Below are 23980 nucleotides of genomic sequence, written 5' to 3' on the forward strand. Positions count from 1 at the left end.
CTCCGCTCCGCGACGCCGACCCGCAAGCTCTGCTTGCCGTCGAAGCCCACACCAGCGAGCCCGAACCCAACCCCCGCCGCACAGCACCCCGCGCCAAGCCCGCGAAGCAGAGCTTCATCGCCGGGGCCGCGAAGCTGGAGCTTCGCGACCAGGAGACGCGGCGGCCGCTGTGGGAGCGGCATCCCTGCCGCGACGAGCCGCCAGCAGCAGTGCCAACCCCGTCGCGGCCAGAGGCCGCTCCCACAGTGCCTCCCTTTCTCCTCGTCCCCTCGTCGCGAAGCTCTGCTTCGCGACGCCGACCCGCAAGCTCTGCTTGCCGTCGAAGCCCACACCAGCGAGCCCGAACCCAACCCCCGCCGCACAGCACCCCGCGCCAAGCCCGCGAAGCAGAGCTTCGTCGCCGGGGTCGCGAAGCTGGAGCTTCGCGACCAGAAAACGCGGCGGCCGCCGTGGGAGCGGCATCCTTGCCGCGACTCCCGTGGGAGCGGCATCCCTGCCGCGACGAGCCGCCAGCAGCAGCGCCAACCCCGTCGCGGCCAGAGGCCGCTCCCACGGGCTACCCCCATTGACCCTTTTCAATGTGGTGCGGCCCCGCCGAGCACTAGACTTGTCTGCGTTCCGTGCAGCATCCGTGCGCCCCGTCGTATTTCGATGCTGCAACTGGCTAGATGCGAGGAGCGGTCGTGAAGCAGACCCTGCTGCAGGAGAAGTATCCCGTCTTCGTCATGGAGCTGGCGCGCGACGAGACGCCGCTCACGGACATCGACGCCATCTGCGCCCATTTCCGCGAGCGCATCGAAGCCCATCGCTGCGCCCAGCTCATCGCTGAGTTCGATCATTACGCCCACACCTGCGGTCTGCCCGAAGGCCAGGTCGACGCCGACATCCGCGCGGCGCGGAACATCGTTTTCTGCTTCGGGCTGTCGCTGCCGAGCGCCCAGGTGCTCGCCATACGCCCGCGCTCCATCGGCATCGCGGAGACCGCGCAGGGCTTCGTGATCTCCTTCCTCGAAGCGCCCATGCCCATCGCCAACGCGGCCATGGAGGACTGGGCCGAGGCGCTGCGCCGGCCGCCACGGCCAGCAGAGCCTGGTCCAGCCAGGCACCTGCAAAGCGCGGACTCCGCAGATTGAGAGCCTGATCATCGCTGGCATCGCGAAGCGTGTGCGACCGTCCCCGAGTACGGCCACAATGTCGAAGCCACCGCGAGGGCTCGCTCGACATTACCGGCGTCACGGATCACGAGCAGCGCGCATCGCCCCGCCCCAGCGACTCCTTGCCCGGCCGCCCGCTGTCGGCGCCGGCTTCCGCAACCGAATATCGAGTACCCGTCCATGCGTATCGCCGTTTCCACTCAGAACTTTCGCACCATCACCGGTCATGCCGGGAAATCCCGGCGCTTCATTGTCTATAGCGCCGAGCCGGGGCAGACCCCGGAAGAGCTGGAGCGTCTCGACCTCCCCAAGGAGATGTCCCTGCACGAATACCATGGCGACGATCACCCGCTGTTCGCGCTGGGCCTGGACGCCGTGATCACCGGCAGCGCCGGCGCCGGCTTCCAGCAGCGCCTGGGCCGCCGGGGCATCCGCGTGATCGCCACCGCAGAGACAGACATCCAGCGCGCGGTCGCCGCGGCGGCCCAGGGTGAGCCCCTGCCGGAGGCACCGCCGCACGATCACGGTGACGGCGGTGGCCATGGGCACGGCCATGGACACGGCCATGGCTTCGGGGGTGGCCGCCGCGTCAGCGGCCCGGATGCCTAGCGGCGACGGCGCTGGCCCCTGGTCGCGAAGCTCCGGCTTCGCGACCCCAGCGGCGAAGCTCTGCTTCGCGGGTTTAGCGACAGCCTCGGCGTATTGCGGCTGCGCCCATAGCGGGTGCCGCCGGCGGCGACGGCAAGCAGCGCTTGCGGGCGGTGCGTCGCGGAGCGGAGCTGCGCGGCGAGGAGCTACCTTGCGCAGCGTTGCACCAGCGGCCTGTCGGGCTTCGTGCCTCAGCCCGACCTACGGGGCTGGCCCCTGGCCCCTGGTCGCGAAGCTCCGGCTTCGCGACCCCAGCGGCGAAGCTCTGCTTCGCGGATTCGGCGACGGCCTGGGCGCGTTGCGGCTTCGCCCGCAGCGGCGCGCTGCCGGCGGCGACGGCAAGCAGCGCTTGCGGGTGGTGCGTCACGGAGCGGAGCTGCGCGGCGAGGAGCTACCTTGCGCAGCGTTGCACCAGCGGCCTGTCGGGCTTCGTGCCTCAGCCCGACCTACGGCGCCGGCCCCTAGCCCCTGGTCGCGAAGCTCCGGCTTCGCGACCCCAGCGGCGAAGCTCTGCTTCGCGGGTTTGGCGACGGCCTGGGCGCATTGCGGCTGCGCCCATAGCGGGTGCCGCTAGCGGTGACGGCAAGCAGAGCTTGCGAGCGGTGCGTCGCGGAGCGGAGCTGCGCGGCGAGGAGCTACCTTGCGCAGCGCTGCACCAGCGGCCTGTCGGGCTTCGTGCCTCAGCCCGACCTACGGCGCCGGCCCCTAGCCCCTGGTCGCGAAGCTCCGGCTTCGCGACCCCAGCGGCGAAGCTCTGCTTCGCGGGTTTAGCGACAGCCTCGGCGTTTTGCGGCTTCGCCCGCAGCGGTACGCCGCCGGCGGTGACGGCAAGCAGCGCTTGCGGGCGGGGCGTCGCGGAGCGGAGCTGCGCGGCGAGGAGCTACCTTGCGCAGCGCTGCACCAGCGGCCTGTCGGGCTTCGTGCCTCAGCCCGACCTACGGCGCTGGCCCCTGGCCCCTGGTCGCGAAGCTCCGGCTTCGCGACCCCAGCGGCGAAGCTCTGCTTCGTGGAGGTCGGCGTCGCGAAGCAGAGCTTCGCGACGAGGGACGAGGGACGAGGGACGAACGGCGAGGGACGGCACACGGCAAAAGTCGGGGGTCTCCGGCGACTTGACGCCCGCGGCGCTCTGCGGGGACGATCCCGTGCGCCGCTCGCTTCCTGCCGGCGACCATGAGCCCATCCGCGGAGTCGGCAGCGCCGCCCCTCGCCGCGGCGCGGGGTTTGTCGCGGCACGGATGCCGCTCCCACAGGCCGATGGGCGGTATCATTTCAGGCCCGCCTCCACTATCGCCGCCGACTCCATGCGCCCGACCCTGCTGTTGCCTGCCCTCGCCGTTGTGATTGTATTGCTCGCGGGCTGTGCCGGAGGCCGCATGGGTCCGGTGCCGCCGCTCACGTCCTCCGAGGCGGCTGCGAGTGTCACGGTCCAGCGCAGCCGCTCGGCGCTCGGCGCCCCGGCGTCGATGCTCTTCAGCATCGACGACCGCAAGGTCTACGCCCTGCGCTGGGGCCAGCAGTTCAGCTTCATGATCGACCCGGGCGAGTATCGCTTCGGCTACGACCTCGGCTTCAATCAGTGCCGCCAGCGGGTGATTCTAGAGCCGGGGGAGCGTTACATCGTGCGCATGACACCGGTGTGCCAGATCGAGCTGCTGCGCTACGGCGATCTGCGCTGACCGCCGCGCCGCCGTCAGCCGGTCTCGGCGACAATGGGATCGATGGTGATCTCCACCCGCCGATTGAGCGTGCGCCCGTAATCGCTCTCATTGCTGGCCACCGGCCTAGCCTCGCCATAACCGGTGCTGCGCAGGCGCTGCGGCAGCACCTGCTCGGCGAGCAGGTAGGACTCGACCGCACCGGCGCGGCGCTCCGACAGCCGCTGGTTGTAGGCCGCCGCGCCCGTGTTATCGGTATGTCCCGCAATGTCGAGCCGGGTCTTGCCGTACTTGTTCACCACCGCGCTGATCTTGTCCAGGGTGCTGTAGAAGCCGGGCTTGATGTCGGCGGAATCCACGTCGAAGGCCGTGCTGCTGGTCATGCCCACCAGCAGACGGTCGTTGGGCAGCTCCTCGACCCGGATATCGCCGCGGGCGATCTCGTCGGCTAGCACCCGCTCGAAGTCCTTGCGCTGGCGCTCCATATAGCTGCCGACGAGTCCACCGGTGATGGCCCCGCCGACGGCGCCGATGAGCGCGCCCTTGCCGGCATCGGCGCTGCGCGAGCCGATGAGCGCGCCCGCCGCAGCGCCGGCGGCGGAGCCGATGGCGACGCCGGCCTCGGATTCGGTGAGCGGGCGGCGGTTGCCGAATTCGTCCGTGGCGCAGCCGGTGAGCACCACGGCGCTCAGCGTGAGCAACAACAGGGCAGGTCTGCCGGCGAGCCGGCGTAGGCGTCGAGCGCGGTTGAGCATACTTTTGAAGGCCTCCGGGACAGCGTTTTTGGCACGGCGGGCGCAAAATCGGGCCGCCGGCGCAGTGGGCGGCGCATAATATCACCGCGCCGATGGCGCGCCCCGGGCGGGGCTTGTGATGGCCCCCGCTCCGCTCAACTCTGTGTAAGTCTAAGCATTACCAGGCACCATCCCGATACCTCCAGCTATGTTGCGCACCGACCCTTACCAACCCGCCCTGCCCCGCGTGCTGCTGAACCTGGCGCTGTTCGCAACCGCTTGGCTCGCATGTATCCTGAGTGGCGCCAAAGGCTTGCCCTGGCTGGGCGTGGCCGCCGCGGCAGCCGTCATCTGGGTGCACCTGCGCGCAGCGCCGCGCCCGCGGCGCGAGGGCCTGGTGATCGCCGCCGCCGTCCTCCTGGGCGCGCTCTGGGATGGACAGATCTCGGGCCACGGTTGGGTGGCCTACGCCGGGGGCACGCCGATGCGGTGGCTGCCGCCGCTCTGGATTCTGGCCACCTGGGCCGCCTTCGCGACCCTGCTCAATGTCTCGTTTCGCTGGCTGCGCGGCCGCTACGGGCTGGCAATGGCCATCGGCGGCCTGAGCGCACCCGTCGCCTATGCGGTGGGGGCGAGCCTTGGCGCCGCGAGCTTCCCGGACAAGTTTGTCGCCCTCTCCGTCGTCGCCGTCGGCTGGGCGGTATCCTTGCCCGTGCTGGTGGCGCTGGCGGCGCGCTGGGACGGTTTCGCCGCCGACGAAAGCGCGCCGCCGTCGGCGCAGACGCGCCAGTCGGAGGCCCAAGGCCGTGTTTGACCTGGACGCCTACGGCGCCGGGCTGGCCGTGGTGCTCGGCATCGCCGTCGCGGCCTGGCTCGTGAGCATCCCCAAGCGGGATGTGAGCTTCGTGGACTCGCTTTGGTCACTGTTTTTCCTGGCCTTGACGGTGACCTACATCGCGCTCGCCCCGGCGCTGACGGAGCGGGCCTATCTATTGCTCTTCCTCGTCACCGTCTGGGCGGTGCGCCTGTCGGTGTTCATCACCCTGCGCAACCTGGGCCAGCCGGAGGACCGGCGCTATCAGGCCATCCGCACCGACAACGAGCCCGGCTTCTGGCTCAAGAGTCTGTATCTCGTCTTCGGGCTCCAGGCGATCCTGGCGTGGATTATCTCGCTGCCGCTGCTGGGCGTGGTGCTGGGCGGCGCGCCGCTGGGCTGGATCGACTTCGCCGCCGTGACCCTCTGGCTGGTGGGCTTCGGCTTCGAGGCCATCGGCGATCAACAGCTCGCTCGCTTCAAAGCCGATCCACGCAACGCCGGCCGCGTGCTGGACACCGGCCTGTGGCGCTACACACGCCACCCCAATTACTTCGGCGAGGCCTGCATCTGGTGGGCCTATTACCTCTTGGCGCTCGCTGCCGGCGCCTGGTGGACCATCATCGGCCCCTTGCTCATGACCTATCTGCTGCTGCGCATCTCCGGCGTCAGCATGCTGGAGAAGGACATTGGCGAGCGCCGCCCGGCCTATCGCGACTACAGACGCCGCACCAATACCTTCGTCCCGGGCCCGCCCAAGGCGCCGGCCTAGACCCGACACCACCCGCCGCCGTCCCGGGGCCTTCACGAGGATTTTGCTATGCACTCCAACATGCTCCCCAATCTGCGCCCGGCCAGGGGCGCCCGACCGGCGCTGGCCGCGGCCCTGCTCGCCGCGCTGACGCTCGCGGCAACCGCCGCCACCGCCGAACAGCTGCGCTTTCAGGTGTATCTGGACGACCGACCCATCGGCGAGCACAGCTTCCGCATCGCCGACAGCGGCAAGACCACCCGCGTGACCAGCCGCGCGGCCTTCGAGGTGGACTTCCTGTTCATCACCGCCTACCGCTACCGCCACACCAGCAACGAGGTCTTCCGCGACGGCTGCCTCACCGCCATCGACGCCAACACCAACGACAACGGCAAGCGCTATGCAGTCAACGGCGAGGCCATGGGCAATGCCTTCCGCATCAAGACCGACGACGCCGTCGAGCGCGCCAGCGGTTGCGTGAAGACCTTTGCCTACTGGGATAAGGCGTTTCTGGACAAGAGCCGGCTGCTGAACCCCCAGACCGGGGACCTGGAGCAGGTGCAGGTGCAGCCCCGCGGGCCCGACACCGTCGAGGTCGAGAACGGCGAGCGCGTTTCCGCCGAGCGCTACGCCCTGAAAACGCAGGAGCTCACCATCGACCTCTGGTACAACGACGACCTCGGCTGGGTGGGACTCGAAAGCGACACCGGCAAGGGTAAGCGGCTGATTTATCGGCGGGTCATGTGATGACGCCGTTGGCTCACGCGCTCCGGCATGCCGCGGTCGTCGTGCTAACGGCGGCGGCACTCACTCTGGTCTCAGGCTGCATCGAAGGTGGAGGCGAACCCATGGACACTGTCCCTTACGTAGACCTCAAACGCTTCATGGGCGATTGGTACGTAGTCGCGAACATCCCGACCTTTTTCGAGAAAGACGCCTACAACCCCATCGAGCGCTACAAGCTCAACCCGGACGGCACCATCGCCACCACCTTCACCTTCAACAAGGGCAGCTTCGACGGGCCGCTCAAGACCTTCCACCCCAAGGGCTTCGTCCTGGACAAGGAGACCAATGCCCTCTGGGGCATGCAGTTCCTTTGGCCCATCAAGGGCGACTTTCGCATCATCTACCTGGACGACGACTACCAGACCACCGTCATCGGCCGCACCAAGCGTGACTACGTCTGGGTCATGAAGCGCACACCCGAGCTCACCGACGCAGAATTCCAAGAGATGAAGGCGTTCATCGAATCCGTCGGCTACGACCCGACCAAGCTCCAGCGCCCGCCACACGAAACAGGCTGAGATCCCCACGCCCCCGTGGGAGCGGCCTCTGGCCGCGACGCTGCGCCGAAAGCACTGCCAAGCCCGTCGCGGCAGGGATGCCGCTCCCACAGCAGCCCCGCCCGTGGGAGCGGCCTCTGGCCGCGACGATGCGCCGACAGCACTGCCAACGCCGTCGCGGCAGGGATGCCGCTCCCACGGCAGCAAGCCAGCCCGTGGGAGCGGCCTCTGGCCGCGACGCTGCGCCGACAGCACTGCCAAGCCCGTCGCGGCAGGGATGCCGCTCCCACATGCCGAAGCCGCTGTGGGAGCGGCCTCTGGCCGCGACGCTGTGTCGACAGCAGTGCCAAGATCGTCGCGGCAGGGATGCCGCTCCCACGGCAGCAAACCGTCCCGTGGGAGCGGCCTCTGGCCGCGACGCTGTGCCGACAGCAGTGCCAGGCCCATCGCGGCAAGGATGCCGCTCCCACATGCCGAAGCTGCCGTGGGAGCGGCCTCTGGCCGCGACGCTGTGCCGACAGCACTGCCAGGCCCGTCGCGGCAGGGATGCCGCTCCCACATGCCGAAGCTGCCGTGGGAGCGGCCTCTGGCCGCGACGATGCCCCGACAGCACTGCCAAGGCCGTCGCGGCAGGGATGCCGCTCCCACATGCCGAAGCTGCTGTGGGAGCGGCCTCTGGCCGCGACGATGCACCGACGGCACTGCCAAGGCCGTCGCGGCAGGGATGCCGCTCCCACAACAGCCCCGCCCGTGGGAGCGGCCTCTGGCCGCGACGATGCACCGACAGCACTGCCAAGCCCGTCGCGGCAGGGATGCCGCGCCCACATGCCGAAGCCGCTGTGGGAGCGGCCTCTGGCCGCGACGCTGTGCCGACAGCAGTGCCAGGCCCATCGCGGCAAGGATGCCGCTCCCACATGCCGCAGCCGCTGTGGGAGCGGCCTCTGGCCGCGACGCTGCGCCGACGGCATTGCCAGGCCCGTCGCGGCAAGGATGCCGCTCCCACATGCCGAAGCCGCTGTGGGAGCGGCCTCTGGCCGCGACGATGCGCCGACAGCAGTGCCAGGCCCATCGCGGCAAGGATGCCGCTCCCACATGCCGCAGCCGCTGTGGGAGCGGCCTCTGGCCGCGACGCTGCTCCGACAGCACTGCCAAGGCCGTCGCGGCAGGGATGCCGCTCCCACACATGCCGAAGCCGCTGTGGGAGCGGCGTCGGGCCGCGACGCTGCGCCGACAGCAGTGCCAAGATCGTCGCGGCAGGGATGCCGCTCCCACGGCGCCGCGCCGCAGGACAAAGCCATGCATGACACCGCAACGCCCAGCGGTAGACCTGCGCACAAGGCTTCTCTAGACTCCGCTGCGCCAACCGCCTCAGGTCCCTTGCCGCAAGCCCCAAGCGCCCTGCCTTAGTCCACCCATGTCCGCCCGTGATCTGCTGAAGGACCAGACGCCGCACGCCGCGCGCTGGCTCAGGCTGACCGTTGCCTTGGGGCTGGCGGGCGGTGTGCTGATCATCCTCCAGGCCTGGCTGCTGGCCCATGTCATCGATGCCGTGGCCTTCGCGGGCGCCGGACTCGCCGACGTGCAGCCCTGGCTGTGGCCGCTGCTCGGTGTCTTTCTGCTGCGCGCGGCGGCCGCCTGGGGCAGCGAGCAGACGGCGTTTCGCGCCGCCGGCACCGTCAAGCAGGCGCTGCGGGACCGGGTCTTCCGGCACATGCAGCGGCTCGGCCCCGCCTGGCTCGCCGGCCAGCGCAGCGGCTCCTTGTCCGAAGACCTGACTCGCGGCATCGAGGGCCTGCACGACTACTACGCCCGCTATCTGCCGGCGATGACGCTGACGGTGCTGATCCCGGTGGCCATTCTGCTGGTGGTGCTCCCGCTGGACTGGCTCTCGGGGCTGGTGATGCTGTTCACGGCGCCGCTGATCCCGCTGTTCATGATCCTGATCGGCCAGGGCGTGGAGGCCGTAAACCAGCGCCAGTGGAAGCAGCTGGCCCGCATGGGCGCGCACTTTCTGGACGTCATCCAAGGCATCACGACGCTGAAGCTCTTCAACGCCAGCCGGCGCGAGGCGGATATCATCGCCCGCATTTCCGAGGACTATCGCCACAGCACCATGCAGGTGCTGCGGCTCGCCTTTCTGAGCTCGGCGGTGCTGGAGTTCTTCGCCACCATCGGCATCGCCATCATCGCCGTGTTCATCGGCTTTCGGCTCTATCAGCTGGACCTGCCGATCCCGGACCTGCTGGCGCCGCCGGAGATCAGCTTCTTCACCGGCTTCTTCGTGCTGCTGCTGGCCCCCGAATTCTTTCTGCCACTGCGCAACCTCGGCACCCATTATCACGGGCGCATGGAGGCCATCGCGGCCGCCGAGCGCTTGACCGTCATTCTGGAAACGCCGCCGCCGCAGCGCCCAGCCGAGCCTGTGACGCTGCCGCCGGATGCACCCGTCGCCGTGCGCTTCGACGACGTGCATTTCACCTACGAGGCAGGCCGCGAGGCCCTCGCCGGCGTCGGCTTCGACATCGCGCCCGGCGAGCGCGTGGCGCTGGTGGGCCCGAGCGGCGCCGGCAAGACCACGGTTGCAAGCCTGCTGCTCGGCTTCCTACAGCCAACACAAGGCCGCATCAGCGTCGACGGCCTCGACCTGGCGGCGCTGGACATCGACGACTGGCGCCGCCGCCTTGCCTGGGTGCCGCAGAACCCTCGGCTCTTCGCCGGCACCATCGCGGACAACATCCGCTTGGGCCGTCCCCAAGCCGACCTCCAAGCCGTGCAGACCGCCGCCCGGCATGCCTTCGCGGCAGAGTTCATCGAAGCCCTGCCGGCAGGCTATGACACACCGGTGGGCGAGCGCGGCGTCGGCCTCTCCGGCGGCCAGATCCAGCGCATCGCGCTCGCCCGGGCCTTTCTGCGCGACGCCCGGCTGGTGGTGCTGGACGAGGCGACGGCAAGCCTGGACCCGGCCAGCGAAGCCGCCGTACAACAGGCCGTGGACGCCCTGGCCCGCGGGCGCAGCATGCTGGTGATCGCCCACCGCCTCGCCACCGTGCGCGACGCCGACCGCATCCTGGTGCTCGACGGCGGCCGCATCGTCGAGCAAGGCGACCATGCCGCGCTGAGCGCCCGGGACGGGCCCTACCGGCGCATGGTCTCGCTGCTGGAGGCCGCGGCATGAGGGAGCTGTTGCGGCTGTGGCGGCTGTTCCGGCCCTACCGGAACTGGATGCTCGCCGGCTATGCCATCGCCCTGGTCACCCTGGTGGCCAATGTGACCCTGCTGGCCATCTCCGGCTGGTTTATCACGGCCATGGCCGTGGCGGGTGCCGCCGGCGTGTCCATGAACTATTTCACGCCGGCGGCCATCATCCGCGGCAGCGCCATCGCGCGCACCGCCGGGCGCTATTTCGAGCGGCTGGTCAGCCATGAGGCCACCCTGCGCCAGCTCGCCGGCCTGCGGGTCTGGTTCTACCGCCACCTGGAGCCGCTGGCCCCGGCGCGGCTGCAGCAATACCACAGCGCCGACCTGCTGAGCCGCATTCGGGCGGATGTGGACGCCCTGGACAACCTCTATACCCGCGTGCTGGTGCCGGTGCTTGTGGCGGTCACCGCAGGCGTCGGTTTTTTTCTGTTCACCGCGCTCTTCGACCTGCGGCTGGCCCTGCTGCTGCTCGCCCTGCTGTTGGCGGCGGGCGTCGGCATGCCCTGGCTCACCCGGCGGCTGGGCAGTGTCTCCGGCCGACGGCTGGTGGAGGAGCAGGCGAGACTGCGCCGGCTCGCGGTGGACGGCACCCAGGGCCTCTCGGAGCTGCTGGTGTACGGCGCGGCCGATGCCCACGCCGAGCGGCTCGACGCAACCACCCGGACGGTCATCGAAGACCAGGCGCGCATGAGCCGCATCGAGGGCCTATCCCAGGCGGGCGTGGGCCTGTCTGCCAACCTGGCGCTGCTCGGCGTGCTCTGGCTCGGCAGTCCGCTCGTCGCCGACGGCAAGCTGCCGCCGCCGCAGCTCGCCATGCTGGCCCTGTTCGCGCTCGCGGCCTTCGAGGCCGTGGCGCCCCTGCCGCTGGCCTTCCAACACCTGGAGTCGACCCTGACGGCGGCCCGGCGCCTGTTCGCGGTGGTGGACGCCGAGCCTGCGGTCACCGACCCGCCAGGGCCCTCACCCCGGCCGGCGCAGCACGACATCCAGGTGCGCGGGCTGCGCTTTGCTTACCCGGGCGCCGAGCGCCCTGCCCTCGACGGCCTGGACCTGGATGTGCCCGCGGGCCAGCGCGTGGCCATCGTCGGCGCCACCGGCTCCGGCAAATCGACGCTGTTCAACCTGCTCCTGCGCTTCTGGGCCCCGGACGCGGGCGAGATCCGCCTGGGCGACGCCCCGCTTGCCGACTTTCGCGGTGAGGACCTGCGCGAGCACGTCGCCCTGGTATCCCAGCACACGCACCTGTTCGATGCCAGCATCCGCGAGAACCTGCTGCTGGCCGCCCCCGAGGCCCCGCAGGCCAAACTGGAGCAGGCCTGCCGCACGGCCCAGATCCACGACTTCATCGCCGCCCTGCCCGAGGGCTACGACACCTGGGCGGGAGAGACCGGCGTGCGCCTGTCGGGCGGCCAAGCGCGGCGCATCGCCATCGCGCGCGCCTTGCTGCGCGACGCCCCCGTGCTGCTGCTGGACGAGCCCACCGAGGGCCTGGATGCCGCCACCGAGCGCGCGCTGATGGATGCGCTGCGCACCCTGATGGCCGGGCGCACCGTGCTGATGATCACCCACCGCGCCGCGGCCCTGGCCGACATGGACCGCATCCTGGTGCTGGACGCCGGGCGCATCGTCGAGCAAGGCACCCACCGCGAGCTCCTCCAGGCCGAGCGCTACCCACGCCTGCTCGGCTTGGATGCCACGGCGCTGGCTGCTGCCAGTCCCTGATCGCCCGACGGGCATTGGGCGGCCGCGCCCAGAGCTGCTTGGCTGCGCAGCCCGACCGCGGCACGGATGCCGCTCCCACAGCGCCGGCAGCGACGCAGACAACGTGGCCTCCTCAAGCAGCACGGACTGCACGCGAAGCAGAGCTTCAACGCTGGCGTCGCGAAGCCAGAGCTTCGCGACGAGGCGCACCCCCCAGCACCTAGTCGCGGCCGGGATAGCGGTGCCCCACGCCCTGGCATCTGGTCGCGGGTGGGATAGCGCTCCCCCACGTGCTGGCACCTGGTCGCGAAGCTCCAGCTTCGCGACCCAAGCGCGGAAGCTCTGCTTCCCGAGTCGGGCGGACGGGGCACGCCCATGACACGAGCGCGCTCCCCTGCCGCGGGCCGCGACGGAGGCCACATGGCCTGCACGAGCAGCACGGACTACACTCGAAGCAGAGCTTCGACGCTGGCGTCGCGAAGCCAGAGCTTCGCGACGAGGGATACCCCCCAGCACCAGCACCTAGTCGCGGCCGGGATAGCGGTGCCCCATGCCCTGGCACCTGGTCGCGAAGCTCCTGCTTCGCGACCCAAGCGCGGAAGCTCTGCTTCCCGAGTCAGCCGGCCGGGGCACGGCCATGCCACGAGCGCCCTTCCCTGCCCCCGGCCGCGACGGAGGCCACATGGCCTGCCGGAGCAACGCAGACTAGACTCGAAGCAGAGCTTCGACGCTGGCGTCGCGAAGCCAGAGCTTCGCGACGAGGGACACCCCTGGCACCTGGTCGCGAAGCTCCAGCTTCGCGACCCAAGCGCGGAAGCTCTGCTTCCCGAATCGGCAGAGCAGGCGAGAACCATGACCCGAACGCGCTACCGTTTCCTCGGCAACGATGCCCCATACTTTCTGACGATGACGGTCGTGAACTGGCTGCCGTTGTTCACGCGCCCGGAATCGGTCCAGGTGCTGTTCGACAGCTGGCGCTTCCTTCAGCAGCGCCAGCAATTGCGCATCCACGGCTACGTGATCCTGGAGAATCATCTGCACCTGATGGCCCGCTCCGACACGCTGGATGCCGATATTCAGCGCTTCAAGTCATTCACCGCCCGCAAGATCATCGACCTGCTGCAAGAGGCCCAGGCAACGACGCTGCTGCGGATGCTCAAGCTGTTCAAGGGCGAATATAAACCGCAGTCCACGTATCAGGTCTGGCAAGAGGGCTCGCATCCGCAGCGCATCGAAAACGAAGACGTGATGCGCCAGAAGCTCGATTATATGCACCTCAACCCCGTCAAGCGGGGCTACGTCGCCCGCCCAGAGCATTGGCTGTTATCGAGCGCGCGGGATTACGCGGGCGAGGCCGGGCCCGTAGAGGTAGATACCGCTTGGTATGCTGGCGCGGATTAAGACCGGAACCAGGACTCATACGCTGTAGCTCGAGCTAGAGCTGAGCGACGAGGCCCCCGGCACCTGGTCGCGAAGCTCCTGCTTCGCGACCCGAGCGCGGAAGCTCTGCTTCCCCAGTTGGCCGGACGGGACACGCCCATGACACGAGCGTCCGCCCATGTCGCCGGCAGCGACGGCGACTACATGGTCTGCCCCGAGCAGCGCGCACTGCACTCGAAGCAGAGCTTCGGCGCTGGCGTCGCGAAGCCGGAGCTTCGCGACGAGGGACGAGGGACGAGGGACGAGGGACAGCCCCCGGCACCTGGTCGCGAAGCTCCTGCTTCGCGACGCGAGCGCGGAAGCTCTGCTTCCCGAGTCAGCCGGCCGGGGCACGCCCATAACGCGAGCGTCCTCCCGTGCCGCCGGCCGCGACGGAGACGCCACGGCCTGCCCGAGCAGCGCGCACTGCACGCGAAGCAGAGCTTCGACGCTGGCGTCGCGAAGCCAGAGCTTCGCGACGAGGGCCCCTCACCTGGTCACCTGGTCGCGAAGCTCCTGCTTCGCGACCCGAGCGCGGAAGCTCTGCTTCCCGAGTCAGCCGGCCGGGGCACGCTCAAGACGCGAGCGTCCTCCCGTGCTGCCAGCCGCGACGGAGACGCCATGGCCCGCCCGAGCAGCGCGCACTGCACGCGAAGCAGAGCTTCGGCGCTGGCGTCGCGAAGCCGGAGCTTCGCGACGAGGGACGAGGGACGAGGGACGAGGGACGAGGGACACCCCCCGGCACCTGGTCGCGAAGCTCCTGCTTCGCGACCCGAGCGCGGAAGCTCTGCTTCCCGAGTCAGCCGGCCGGGGCACGTTCAAGACGCGAGCGTCCTCCCGTGCTGCCAGCCGCGACGGAGACGCCATGGCCCGCCCGAGCTCCGCGCACTGCACGCGAAGCAGAGCTTCGACGCTGGCGTCGCGAAGCCAGAGCTTCGCGACGAGGGGCACCACCCGGTCACCCTGTCGTCGGGGATTGCCGTAAGCAGATCCCCTGCCCCTCATCAGTGCCGACCGATTCTGTGAGAGAATCCGCATTGATTTCCGCTGCTCGACTGCCGCTGTATCCATGACCGCAGCCAGCCCGCCGCCCGATTATGCCGACGTTGCCGAGCGCCAGCGCTTGGAAGCGCAGCGTGACGGCCGCGAGGACTGGCGGCTCTGGGGGCCCTACCTCGCCGAGCGTGCCTGGGGCACCGTGCGCGAGGACTACAGCGCCGACGGCGAGGCCTGGGACTATTTCAGCCACGACCAATCCCGCTCCCGCGCCTACCGCTGGAACGAAGACGGCCTCGGCGGCATCTGCGACGCGGAGCAATACCTGTGCTTTGCGCTCGCCCTGTGGAACGGCCGCGACCCCATCCTGAAGGAGCGCGCCTTCGGCCTCACCGGCAACGAGGGCAACCGCGGCGAAGACGTCAAAGAGGTCTACCACTACCTAGACGCGACGCCGAGCCACAGCTGGCTGCGCTATCAATACAAATATCCCCAGTCGGCATTCCCCTACGAGCGCCTGGTCCAAGAGAACGCCAGCCGGGGCCGCGAGCAGCCCGGCTTCGACCTCATCGACAGCGGCGCCTTCGATGATGATCAGTACTGGAAGCTGGATGTCCGCTACGCCAAAGCCGCACCGGACCTGATCCACTGCCGCATCACGGCCCAGAACCTGGCCCAAGACCCCGCCGCGCTCTACATTCTGCCCACACTGTGGTTCCGCAACACCTGGGGCTGGGGTGACGCGGATACCGTGCGCCCGTCGCTGTCCGCCATCGACGCCCCGGAAGGCGCAGCCTTCGCGGTGCGCGCCGAGCACCCGTCGCTCGGCACCTATTACCTCTACGGCGCCGTCCCCTGTGACCTGCTCTTCACCGAGAACGACACCAACCTGGAGCGCATCTGGGGCGACGCCAATCCAAGCCCCTACGTCAAAGACGCCTTCCACCGCTATCTCATCCAGGGCGAAGCGGACGCCGTCAACCCGGCGCAGCAGGGCACCAAATGCGCCGCGGTCCGCCAGGTGCAGCTCGACGGCGGCGAGAGCGCCCAGCTGGACCTGGTGCTGTCCGCCGAGCCGCTGACCCAGCCCTTCGCGGACACCGAGCGCACCATCGCCACCCGCCAGTCTGAGGCCACCGTCTTCTACGACCATCTGCTGCCGGAGGCCGGCGCCAACGACACCCGCATCCTGCGCCAGGCCCTGGCAGGCATGATCTGGACCAAGCAGTTCTATCACTACGACGTCGACCGCTGGCTGGACGGCGACCAGATCCCGCCGCCCCCGGGGCGCCGCCACATCCGCAACCAGCACTGGCGCCACTTCAAGGCGCGCGACATCATCTCCATGCCGGACAAATGGGAGTACCCTTGGTTCGCCGCCTGGGACCTCGCCTATCACTGCGCCGCGCTGGCACTGGTAGACGTGGACTTCGCCAAGGCGCAGGTGGAGCTAATGGTCTCGGACCGTTACCTGCACCCCAACGGCCAGCTGCCCGCCTACGAATGGAACTTCGGCGACGTCAACCCGCCGGTGCACGCCATGGCGGCGCTCAAGGTCTTCCGCGCCGAGCGCATCCAGCGCGGCGAGGGCGACCACGGCTTTCTGCAGCGGGTGTTCCACAAGCTGCTTCTCAACTTCGCCTGGTGGATCAACCGCAAAGACGCCGACGGCCACAACCTGTTCGAAGGCGGCTTCCTCGGCCTAGACAATATCTCCGTCTACGACCGCTCGCGGGAGCTGCCGCCCGGCTGGAGCCTCAAGCAGGCGGACGCCACCGGCTGGATGGCCCACTTCTCGCTCAAGATGACGCTCATCGCCCTGGAGCTCTGCATCGTCGACGGCGACTACGAAGAAATCGCCATCCAGTGCTACAAACAGTTCCTGGCCATCGCCGAGGCCATCGCCGGCAGCGAAGAAACGGGCACGCCGTCGCTGTGGGACGACCAGGCGGGCTTCTTCATGGACCTGCTGCAGACACCCGACGAGGGCACCCACCGCATCGAGGTCTACTCCTGGGTCGGGCTGATCCCGCTGTTCGCGGTGGAGATCGTCAACAGCCGTATGCTCGAGGCCGCACCGCGCTTTCACGCGCTGCTCAACCAGCTGCGCGGCGGCTTCTTCCACGGCCACCCCGTCTGCGCCTGCCCGGAGCACGAGAACGAGCGCGGCGAGCGCCTCCTGGCCCTGGCCGACCACAGCATGCTCGCGCGCATCCTCACGCGCCTGCTGGACGAAGACCAATTCCTGTCCCGCTACGGCGTGCGCAGCCTCAGCCGCATCCACGAAGCCGACGGCAACTTGGGGTATATTCCGGGCATCGGGGAAGCCCTCATCGAGTACGTGCCCGGCGAATCGACCTCGCCCATGTTCGGCGGCAACTCCAACTGGCGCGGCCCCATCTGGCTGCCGACCAATTACTCCCTCATCGCCTCCCTGGAGCGCTTCCATCGCTTCCTGGGCGACGACTTCCGCGTCCCCGTCCCCTGCCTGGGCGGAGAGAAGCGCAATCTCAAAGAGATCGCGACCCTCATCGCGGAGCGCCTGGCAGACATCTACCGCGTGGACGCCGAGGGCGTGGTGCCTGCACTGCGGAACCACCTGCCAAGCTCGCCGGACCCGAGCTGGCGGGATCAGCTGCGCTTTTATGAATACTTCCATGCCGAAACCGGCCAGGGACTCGGCGCCGCGCACCAGACCGGCTGGAGCGGCCTGCTCGCCAACCTGGTCATGCGCCGCTACCAAAAAGACATCCAGGGCTGGAGCGGCATCGACCGCGGCACCAAAGCCGGCCTCATCGATGAAATCGCCTAACAGCCCCCGTGGGAGCGGCCTCCGGCCGCGACGCCACCGGCAACCGCCACCAGCGCACCGTCGCGGCAAGGATGCCGCTCCCACAGCCAACAGAGCCCCAGTGGGAGCGGCCTCTGGCCGCGACGCTACTGGCACGCCGCCACCACCACACCGTCGCGGCAAGGATGCCGCTCCCACAAGCCAACAGAGCCCCTGTGGGAGCGGCCTCTGGCCGCGACGCCACTGGCAACCGCCACCAGCGCGCACCATCGCGGCAAGGATGCCGCTCCCACAAGCCAACAGAGCCCCAGTGGGAGCGGCCTCTGGCCGCGACGCTACTGGCAACCGCCACCACCACACCGTCGCGGCAAGGATCCCGCTCCCACAGCCAACAGAGCCCCCGTGGGAGCGGCCTCTGGCCGCGACGCTACTGGCAACCGCCACCAGCGCACCTCAATACGTGCGCCGACGCGGATACCATGAGCGGATTGTTCCACGAATACACGCGGATACCTGCCTTGCCTCGCCCAAACAATGCTCCAAGAAGGACCGAGGTAAAGGTGTCACCGCAGCACCAAGCCGCGCCGAATCACCGAGCGAAGCACAGGAGTCGACGACACCACCACCAGTCACGCGACAAGCTATGCGACACCTAACCGCACGCCTTGCGCCCCCGAAGCCAGCGCACGCAACGTCCTCCTCAGCCGTCCTGGATATCAATCCCGACAGCATTTTCAACTTGTAGCACCCGCTAGCCCACGCTACCTGAGCCTGCGCCAATAGCCACAGCAAGGGACTGGGATACCCCGAAGGTCATCGGCCTCAACCGCAGTACCGAAAGCCCGCTATCCATGCACATTCCATCCTCGGCTTACACCCATGCCGCCGCAAGCGCAACGGGCTCCGACGCCGCGACAGATACACCGGCGACCGAACAACCAACCGCTTCGCTCGCCCACCTGCTAGAACCGCGAACCTCGACGAAGACAGGTTATAAGCCAAAGGCGACGGCCGTACTACTCGTGACATGCGATCTGATCGGCCTCCTCTTGTCCGGGTTCCTTACGCATCTTGTGCAGTTTCTCCTCTATCAGGACACGGGCTTTTCCTTTGGCAGCATATGGCAAGCAGACAATGCGACAGCCAGACTCGTGATCTTCGCCTCTCTGGTTGGGGTTGGCATCGCCTGGTTCGCCCTAGCTGGCCACTACACTAAACGCCGCCCGTTTTGGGACGAGATCGCCGAAACTTGGAAGATTATCGCAATCCTTGCCGTCGCCGACGGCCTCCTTCTGTATCTCACAAAGAATCAGTTCTCACGCTTTTGGTTCTTGGGCGTCTGGGCCACGGCACTTCTTGCGATTCCGGCATTACGGATACTGATCAAAGATGTCCTGATCGCGAACCGCCTTTGGCAGCGTCCCGCCGTCATCGTCGGCGCCGGCGACAACGGCGCCCAAACCTTCCGCGCGCTACGGTCGGAGCCAATGATGGGCTTAGAGCCCTTGGCCTTCATACGTCTACCGGCGGGCGATGCCATACATCACAAAACGGTTGACGCCACCTCATCACCCATCTATCAGCTGCGAGATCTATTAGACCTACCGCCAGCCATCGCCAAGCGGCTCACCGTTTTTGTCGCCCTCGACAGTTATAAGAGCCAAATCCCAACACGCGCGGTACAAGCGCTCAACCAGAGCATCCCGGACGTCCGCATTGTCCCTGCTGTTACCGGATTCCCGCTCTATGGCGCCCGGGTTTACCACGTCTTTCGACAAGAGCTTTTCTTCCTGGCTCTGCGTAACAACCTCGCGCAGACCGGGCCGAAGCTGCTAAAGCGCTCCTTCGATGTCGTTTGCGCCACCCTGCTACTCATCGTCCTGGCGCCGTTCTTCCTGGCGCTGATCGCACTGATAAAGGCCGACGGCGGGCCCGCATTCTTCGCTCACAGCCGCATTGGCAAGGACCAACGTCGCTTCAACTGCTACAAGTTCCGCACGATGGTCCCGAACGCCCAGCAGGTACTAGAACACCTCCTGGAGACAGACGCCGAGGCCCGTCGTGAGTGGGAGCAGGACTTCAAGCTCAAAAACGACCCGCGAGTCACCAAGGTCGGTAAGATACTGCGCGAAACCAGTCTGGACGAGTTGCCACAGCTCTGGAACGTGCTCCGCGGGGATATGAGCCTAGTCGGTCCCCGGCCGATTGTCCTCGATGAGCTGGACCGCTACGGTGACGAGGCGGCTTATTACCTAGAGGTCCGCCCTGGCATTACCGGTGTCTGGCAAGTCAGCGGCAGAAACGACACGGATTATGCATACCGCGTGAGCCTTGATAGCTGGTACGCGCGGAACTGGTCCTTGTGGTACGACATCGTCATCCTGGTAAAGACGGTCCGCGTCGTCTTGAACCGTAGCGGCGCCTACTGAGCCCGCCTGTTCTCTGCAACGTCCAGAAGTCTCCGCAGTCAACGCTCACGCTTTCTGATCCGCCGCCGCCATACCCGGCTCACCTGGACATTTTTAACGACCACTGCCCAGAACCCTGCCAGCCAACTCCCAATCCGCCGAGTGCTGCCCCTACTTGTCAGCTCCACCTCTGGGGCCACCAGAAGCCACTCCCTGACTAAGCCCCACTTCTCGGCCAAACCACGCGACGCCCGCAGTTCGACAAGCCGCCGGGTCAGTGGGCCACATGACAGATAAGCGGCTGTGGGCTCAGTCTTGCTCCGAGCTGCCTGCGGCGGAATCCCGGGTACAAGGAGCTGTACGCCGAAAGCGTCCTGAACGGCGTTAAGCCCATCAGCCGCGACGGCGACCAGCCCTTGCGCTTGTAAGAACTGAGAAACGCTCGCCAACTCCTCCGCCGAAAGACGCCGATACAACAGGTAAATGTCGTAAAGCCAAATCAACCGGTTCGGCATCAAGCGCGGCTTACCATCAATGTAATAAGGTGCAGTGTGGTTGGTGGCGCGATGCATCAGCGCAATAACAAAGGCGTGCCATGTGCAGGCCGTTCGGCCTTCGCCCATTACACCCCCCAACGGTACGCTGTCAGCGATGATCGCGTCTACGGACAACGCGTCTCGAAACAAGCGACGGTTACTGATCTGCCAGTGCAAATCCACGCTAAGGGCTGCTTGTTCATGCCCGCCAGTGAACGTGGCCTGGGCTGAGGCGCGCGTTCTCCGCCATGCTTTCTGGTCAGTGCAGGTATAACCTATGTCCTCCAACAACCGCGCAGCCTCCGCACGGCTGCCCTCCGGTACCACCAGATCAAGATCAGACCATGGTCGGTGATACGGTTGATCGTACAACGTATAGGCGAGCCCCACTCCCTTTATGCAGACTGCCGGTACACTTCGCGCACGAAACGCCCGGAAGAGTTCTCTCAGCACTATACGCAAGCGCATTTCCCGGATAGCGCATCGCCGCGCTTCAGCACGCAACGCTGGTAGCAGATCAACGCTCAGCACACCGCCCGCGTGGTTGAGGCACACCTCGTAGCAGAGGGCAGCAACCCCTTCTGCTCGAATGATGCTTAGAAGCTGTTCAGGCTTGGAACAGTGCCGTGTGTCATCCTTCGTCCATTCCTCGCCAACGAGAAACCTGCCCAGAACCGCCACGTCAACCGAAGACACAAACATGGGATAGAAGCACTCGACACCCGTTCATTGGTGATTTGCCACCGACCTCAGCGCGACCCGACCCAGCCGCAGGCATTTCCCACGGTTCACCGCCTATGCCGGAAACTCCAACGCCGTCCCTGCCCCGCACACATGCAAATCACAAATCCTCTGGACCGCCTCACCGCCAGCGCGAAAAAGCTCCAACACAGTCTAGCATCACCAAGTCCGTCACGAACTTCTAGGTGCTGCGGACTAGCAATTGCAGGACTACACTCCCGAGGCGGCCATGACGCTATCCTCGACCGGTGGCCCGAACGAGCGACAGCGAGGCTCCACGCAGCGCCGCCCGCGACTCGGTGCGCTGCGCTCCACTCGCCACTCGCGGTTTTGCGCCGAGCGGCTGCACTCCATAATCAATGCCTGCGGGCCAGAGCGCCCAGGATAACGGTCAAAGTCTTATGAGAAGAAAACCTCCAAGGTCGACTCTACACACTATTGCCCAACGTATCAGTCACGGCGACGCCGACTTCCGAGAGATCCTGCGTAGCGGCGCGCTCGCCTTCGGCGTGAAAGCAATCTCCGCAGTCTCAGCCTTCGCCATGACTGTCGTAGTGTCCCGGGAGCTCGGCGCCACAGAAGCAGGTCTCTTCTTTCTTGGACTGACAATCGTGATCGTGGTTGCCGCGATAACGCGGCTTGGCCTTGACAACACACTCGTTCGCTTCATTGCGAGCTACAACATCGCCGGAACCCATGGCGAAATACGCCGTCTGCTCGTTATTGCGCTGCTCTGGGCTTCCGCCGCGTCTATCCTGGCCGCCATTGTGATAGCAGCCCTCGCCGACCCCATCGCCAATCGTCTTTTCAATAAACCCGAATTTGGGAGCGTCCTCCGCACCTTTGCACCAGGCATACCGCTTCTGGCGACATTCACCCTGTTCGCCAAGGCCCTCCAGGGCGTAAAGCGAGTCCCCCAATCCCTCGTTGTCCTCAACGTGACCCTTCCGCTCATACTCTTGGCGCTCGTATATCTGACCAGTCCAGCGCTTGCAAGCGACGCAGCCGTGCTGTACCTGGCCGCAGCCGCCACCTCCCTAGCCCTCGGACTCTTTTGGTGGACCACCCTTGCACCGACCGGCACCCCTTCCGGCGCAATCGACAAGAAGCGGCTCATTGACAGTTGCCTTCCCCTTCTAGTCATCGTATTATTAAATCAAATCATTACGTGGTCATCACAACTGCTCCTCGGCGCATGGGCCCGTCCGGCTGACGTCGCCCTCTTCAACGCCGCCATGCGCACGGCAATGCTTACCAGCTTCGTGCTCATCGCCGTAAACAGCATCGCCGCGCCCAAGTTTGCCGAGCTCTACAGCAGCGGCGAGCTGCAACGACTGCGGCGCACCGCGGTTGCGACCGCTCGTATGACTTCTGGCGTCGCCCTATTCCCGCTCGCGGTCATGCTTCTAGTGCCCGGGCCGCTCCTATCCCTTTTTGGCCCGGAATTCCCTGACGCCGCAGACGCCCTGAGGATACTGGCGGTCGGTCAATTCATAAACGTCGCGACCGGATCCGTGGGCTTCCTGCTTTCTATGACGGGTCATGAGCGCGTTCTCCGTAACAACGTAGCCTTAGCCGCGTTCATCGCGCTCCTGGCCGGCGTCGCACTCGTACCCCCCTACGGCCTCACCGGCGCAGCAACCGCCACAGCGCTAGGTATAGCGACCCAAAACCTTTTGAGCCTTTGGCAGGTCAAGCGCTTGCTCGGATTTTCCACGCTCAGAACATCGCCATAGGTGTTTGAGCTTCTCCCCGTCGCCCCCTAGGACAGCACCCGACGTCACGGTGATCGCCCCGCGACATACCATCCCTATTACCTAAAGGTCGATAAACGTCGAGTTCCACACAATCCAGAGGATGGCGCCCGATAGCTTAGCGCCAGGCCCAGCACAAAGAAGAACATTGGGTTGCTAAGCTGCGGCCGGACCATACTATGTGCCAGCGCACCGAAAAGTGCAATCCCGGTCGCAATAGCGAATCGCCGCGAAGCCGAATTCCGCTCACTAAAACGCACTGCGCGCACAACTCTCCCGGCGGAAGCGACGATCAACCATAAACATGCCATTAACCCCAGAATACCTGCCTCGGCTAGTGCAGTAACAAATAAGTTGTGAGATGGCAGCAGATACCCGTAGGCTGCCTCAAACCACTTTGCAAATCCTTCGTAACCGATTCCCAGTAACGGGTGTGAGGTTATGATTGAAGCAGCCTCATCTAACATTCTCGCTCTTTCCACATCCGTTGCGTCGGATAGTCCCGCCCCTCCCCCCATAAACACCGACCCGGCAAACCGTTCGACCAAGCGCGCCTGCACTATACCCAAATCGACGAACTGCGCCGCCACAAAGAGCGCCGCAACGAGCCCGATGGGAGCGAAAATGATCCATCGAGCCGCTCTTCGCAGATTTTCCGAGAACGCAATGACCGACATTACCATAACGAGGCCTCCCAAGGCGTATGCCGCACGACTACCCGACAGGAGCACCGCAGCTAGTGCCGCAACGAGGCCCAGTTTACCTAATAACGCTCGCTTCCCTCTGCCGTTCGCGGAAAATACAGAGTACGGTAACGTCAGAATCACAACAGCGCCACCAACATTCGAAAAAGTTCCAATCGCCTCTCTCATCTCCTGGCTCACTATTCTCACAGAGCCGTAACGCAACGCGGTCGAAACGAATAACACCGCCACGAGTACAGAAAGACCTGTGGTGATATAAACCCAAGAAGAGGGTTGCACCTTATTTGCTGAGCCTGCGACAAGATAAGACAACCAGACAAACGCCAAAAGACCCGTTGCCTGGTAGATCGTGCGGTCCGGCGCAATTGACCAGAAACTCGATACGACGAATAGGAACCACAGGCCAATTAGTGGCAGGCACGCCTGTGCAGCCGGCATGTTGACCCGCCTCGACGCCAGAATATAAAGGACCCAGAGAAGGATCGCTGAAGCTAAAAGAGCGTAAAAAGAATCCGTCACGCGGAAATATCGGGCTAGGATATACAGTCCGCTGGCGACACCTATTGTGGCGAATCTTACATGTGATACGCTAACGATAGCCCCGGGGGGGTGTCTGATAGATAAAGCCATGTTTCTGACTCTCTCACGTGAGATCACGCTACCGAAGGCTAACACGCCCGGAACGCTAGCGCC

16 protein-coding genes are annotated in these 23980 nt (G+C 66.4%); 13 read left to right on the forward strand and 3 right to left on the reverse strand.

What is annotated here, in order from left to right; translation table 11 throughout:
* Positions 1 to 683 precede the first annotated feature (683 nt).
* The 3 genes from CKO31_RS17455 to CKO31_RS17465 all read left to right on the forward strand — a co-directional run bounded on the left by CKO31_RS17455 (position 684) and on the right by CKO31_RS17465 (position 3478).
* On the forward strand, positions 684 to 1133 hold the full coding sequence (locus CKO31_RS17455; protein ID WP_200240003.1) for a DUF6858 family protein: 450 nt from the start codon (positions 684 to 686) through the stop codon (positions 1131 to 1133).
* A 201-nt stretch (positions 1134 to 1334) separates the two neighbouring features.
* Positions 1335 to 1763: a NifB/NifX family molybdenum-iron cluster-binding protein gene (locus tag CKO31_RS17460; protein ID WP_200240005.1), complete on the forward strand. Its 429-nt coding sequence runs from the start codon at positions 1335 to 1337 to the stop codon at positions 1761 to 1763.
* Positions 1764 to 3175: 1412 nt separating this feature from the next.
* On the forward strand, positions 3176 to 3478 hold the full coding sequence (locus CKO31_RS17465; protein WP_200240007.1) for a hypothetical protein: 303 nt from the start codon (positions 3176 to 3178) through the stop codon (positions 3476 to 3478).
* A gap of 14 nt (positions 3479 to 3492) precedes the next feature.
* On the opposite strand, the gene CKO31_RS17470 is transcribed toward CKO31_RS17465, so the two are convergent.
* On the reverse strand, positions 3493 to 4212 hold the full coding sequence (locus tag CKO31_RS17470; RefSeq protein ID WP_200240009.1) for a YiaD family glycine zipper/OmpA-like lipoprotein: 720 nt from the start codon (positions 4210 to 4212) through the stop codon (positions 3493 to 3495).
* Positions 4213 to 4399: 187 nt separating this feature from the next.
* Between CKO31_RS17470 and CKO31_RS26935 the strand changes: the two genes are divergently transcribed.
* The 9 genes from CKO31_RS26935 to wbaP all read left to right on the forward strand — a co-directional run bounded on the left by CKO31_RS26935 (position 4400) and on the right by wbaP (position 19573).
* Entirely contained in the window at positions 4400 to 5005 is a 606-nt protein-coding gene (locus CKO31_RS26935; RefSeq protein WP_200240011.1) for a DUF2878 domain-containing protein, read from the forward strand.
* Positions 4998 to 5777 carry a DUF1295 domain-containing protein gene (locus CKO31_RS17480; RefSeq protein ID WP_200240013.1) on the forward strand — a complete coding sequence of 260 codons (780 nt, stop codon included), beginning with the start codon at positions 4998 to 5000 and terminating at the stop codon, positions 5775 to 5777. The genes CKO31_RS26935 and CKO31_RS17480 overlap by 8 nt, the downstream gene beginning before the upstream one ends.
* A gap of 48 nt (positions 5778 to 5825) precedes the next feature.
* A complete protein-coding gene (locus tag CKO31_RS17485; protein ID WP_200240015.1) occupies positions 5826 to 6503 on the forward strand; it encodes a DUF6134 family protein in 678 nt (225 codons plus the stop codon).
* 101 nt (positions 6504 to 6604) lie between these two features.
* Positions 6605 to 7060, forward strand: coding sequence for a lipocalin family protein (locus CKO31_RS17490; RefSeq protein WP_242475459.1), 456 nt, complete (start codon positions 6605 to 6607; stop codon positions 7058 to 7060).
* 1393 nt (positions 7061 to 8453) lie between these two features.
* A complete protein-coding gene (gene cydD, locus CKO31_RS17495) occupies positions 8454 to 10214 on the forward strand; it encodes a thiol reductant ABC exporter subunit CydD (protein ID WP_200240018.1) in 1761 nt (586 codons plus the stop codon).
* Positions 10211 to 11959: a thiol reductant ABC exporter subunit CydC gene (cydC, locus tag CKO31_RS17500; RefSeq protein ID WP_200240020.1), complete on the forward strand. Its 1749-nt coding sequence runs from the start codon at positions 10211 to 10213 to the stop codon at positions 11957 to 11959. Before cydD ends, cydC begins: the two co-directional genes overlap by 4 nt.
* Before the next feature lie 831 nt (positions 11960 to 12790).
* Positions 12791 to 13339, forward strand: a complete 549-nt coding sequence (locus CKO31_RS17505) for an REP-associated tyrosine transposase (protein ID WP_200240021.1) — start codon at positions 12791 to 12793, stop codon at positions 13337 to 13339.
* A 1087-nt stretch (positions 13340 to 14426) separates the two neighbouring features.
* Positions 14427 to 17165, forward strand: a complete 2739-nt coding sequence (locus CKO31_RS17510; protein ID WP_200240024.1) for an MGH1-like glycoside hydrolase domain-containing protein — start codon at positions 14427 to 14429, stop codon at positions 17163 to 17165.
* Between the two features lie 830 nt (positions 17166 to 17995).
* On the forward strand, positions 17996 to 19573 hold the full coding sequence (wbaP, locus tag CKO31_RS17515) for an undecaprenyl-phosphate galactose phosphotransferase WbaP (protein ID WP_200240026.1): 1578 nt from the start codon (positions 17996 to 17998) through the stop codon (positions 19571 to 19573).
* A gap of 38 nt (positions 19574 to 19611) precedes the next feature.
* On the opposite strand, the gene CKO31_RS17520 is transcribed toward wbaP, so the two are convergent.
* Positions 19612 to 20790, reverse strand: coding sequence for a nucleotidyltransferase family protein (locus CKO31_RS17520; RefSeq protein WP_200240028.1), 1179 nt, complete (start codon positions 20788 to 20790; stop codon positions 19612 to 19614).
* Positions 20791 to 21230: 440 nt separating this feature from the next.
* On the opposite strand from CKO31_RS17520, the gene CKO31_RS17525 reads away from it, so the two are divergent.
* A complete protein-coding gene (locus tag CKO31_RS17525; protein ID WP_200240030.1) occupies positions 21231 to 22565 on the forward strand; it encodes a lipopolysaccharide biosynthesis protein in 1335 nt (444 codons plus the stop codon).
* 77 nt (positions 22566 to 22642) lie between these two features.
* Here the strand turns inward: CKO31_RS17525 and CKO31_RS27415 are convergent, their stop codons facing one another.
* Entirely contained in the window at positions 22643 to 23806 is a 1164-nt protein-coding gene (locus tag CKO31_RS27415; RefSeq protein WP_200240032.1) for an O-antigen ligase family protein, read from the reverse strand.
* Between the last annotated feature and the right edge of the window lie 174 nt (positions 23807 to 23980).

This window comes from Thiohalocapsa halophila, from assembly GCF_016583825.1.
GTDB lineage: Bacteria > Pseudomonadota > Gammaproteobacteria > Chromatiales > Chromatiaceae > Thiohalocapsa > Thiohalocapsa halophila.

Bases quoted from the DNA above. Each gene is read 5' to 3' on its own strand.
- CKO31_RS17460 (WP_200240005.1), top strand. From the start codon at position 1,335: ATGCGTATCGCCGTTTCCACTCAGAACTTTCGCACCATCACCGGTCAT.
- CKO31_RS17465 (WP_200240007.1), top strand. From the start codon at position 3,176: ATGGGTCCGGTGCCGCCGCTCACGTCCTCCGAGGCGGCTGCGAGTGTC.
- CKO31_RS17470 (WP_200240009.1), bottom strand. From the start codon at position 4,212: ATGCTCAACCGCGCTCGACGCCTACGCCGGCTCGCCGGCAGACCTGCC.
- CKO31_RS26935 (WP_200240011.1), top strand. From the start codon at position 4,400: ATGTTGCGCACCGACCCTTACCAACCCGCCCTGCCCCGCGTGCTGCTG.
- CKO31_RS17485 (WP_200240015.1), top strand. From the start codon at position 5,826: ATGCACTCCAACATGCTCCCCAATCTGCGCCCGGCCAGGGGCGCCCGA.
- CKO31_RS17490 (WP_242475459.1), top strand. From the start codon at position 6,605: ATGGACACTGTCCCTTACGTAGACCTCAAACGCTTCATGGGCGATTGG.
- cydD (WP_200240018.1), top strand. From the start codon at position 8,454: ATGTCCGCCCGTGATCTGCTGAAGGACCAGACGCCGCACGCCGCGCGC.
- cydC (WP_200240020.1), top strand. From the start codon at position 10,211: ATGAGGGAGCTGTTGCGGCTGTGGCGGCTGTTCCGGCCCTACCGGAAC.
- CKO31_RS17505 (WP_200240021.1), top strand. From the start codon at position 12,791: ATGACCCGAACGCGCTACCGTTTCCTCGGCAACGATGCCCCATACTTT.
- CKO31_RS17510 (WP_200240024.1), top strand. From the start codon at position 14,427: ATGACCGCAGCCAGCCCGCCGCCCGATTATGCCGACGTTGCCGAGCGC.
- wbaP (WP_200240026.1), top strand. From the start codon at position 17,996: ATGCACATTCCATCCTCGGCTTACACCCATGCCGCCGCAAGCGCAACG.
- CKO31_RS17520 (WP_200240028.1), bottom strand. From the start codon at position 20,790: ATGTTTGTGTCTTCGGTTGACGTGGCGGTTCTGGGCAGGTTTCTCGTT.
- CKO31_RS17525 (WP_200240030.1), top strand. From the start codon at position 21,231: ATGAGAAGAAAACCTCCAAGGTCGACTCTACACACTATTGCCCAACGT.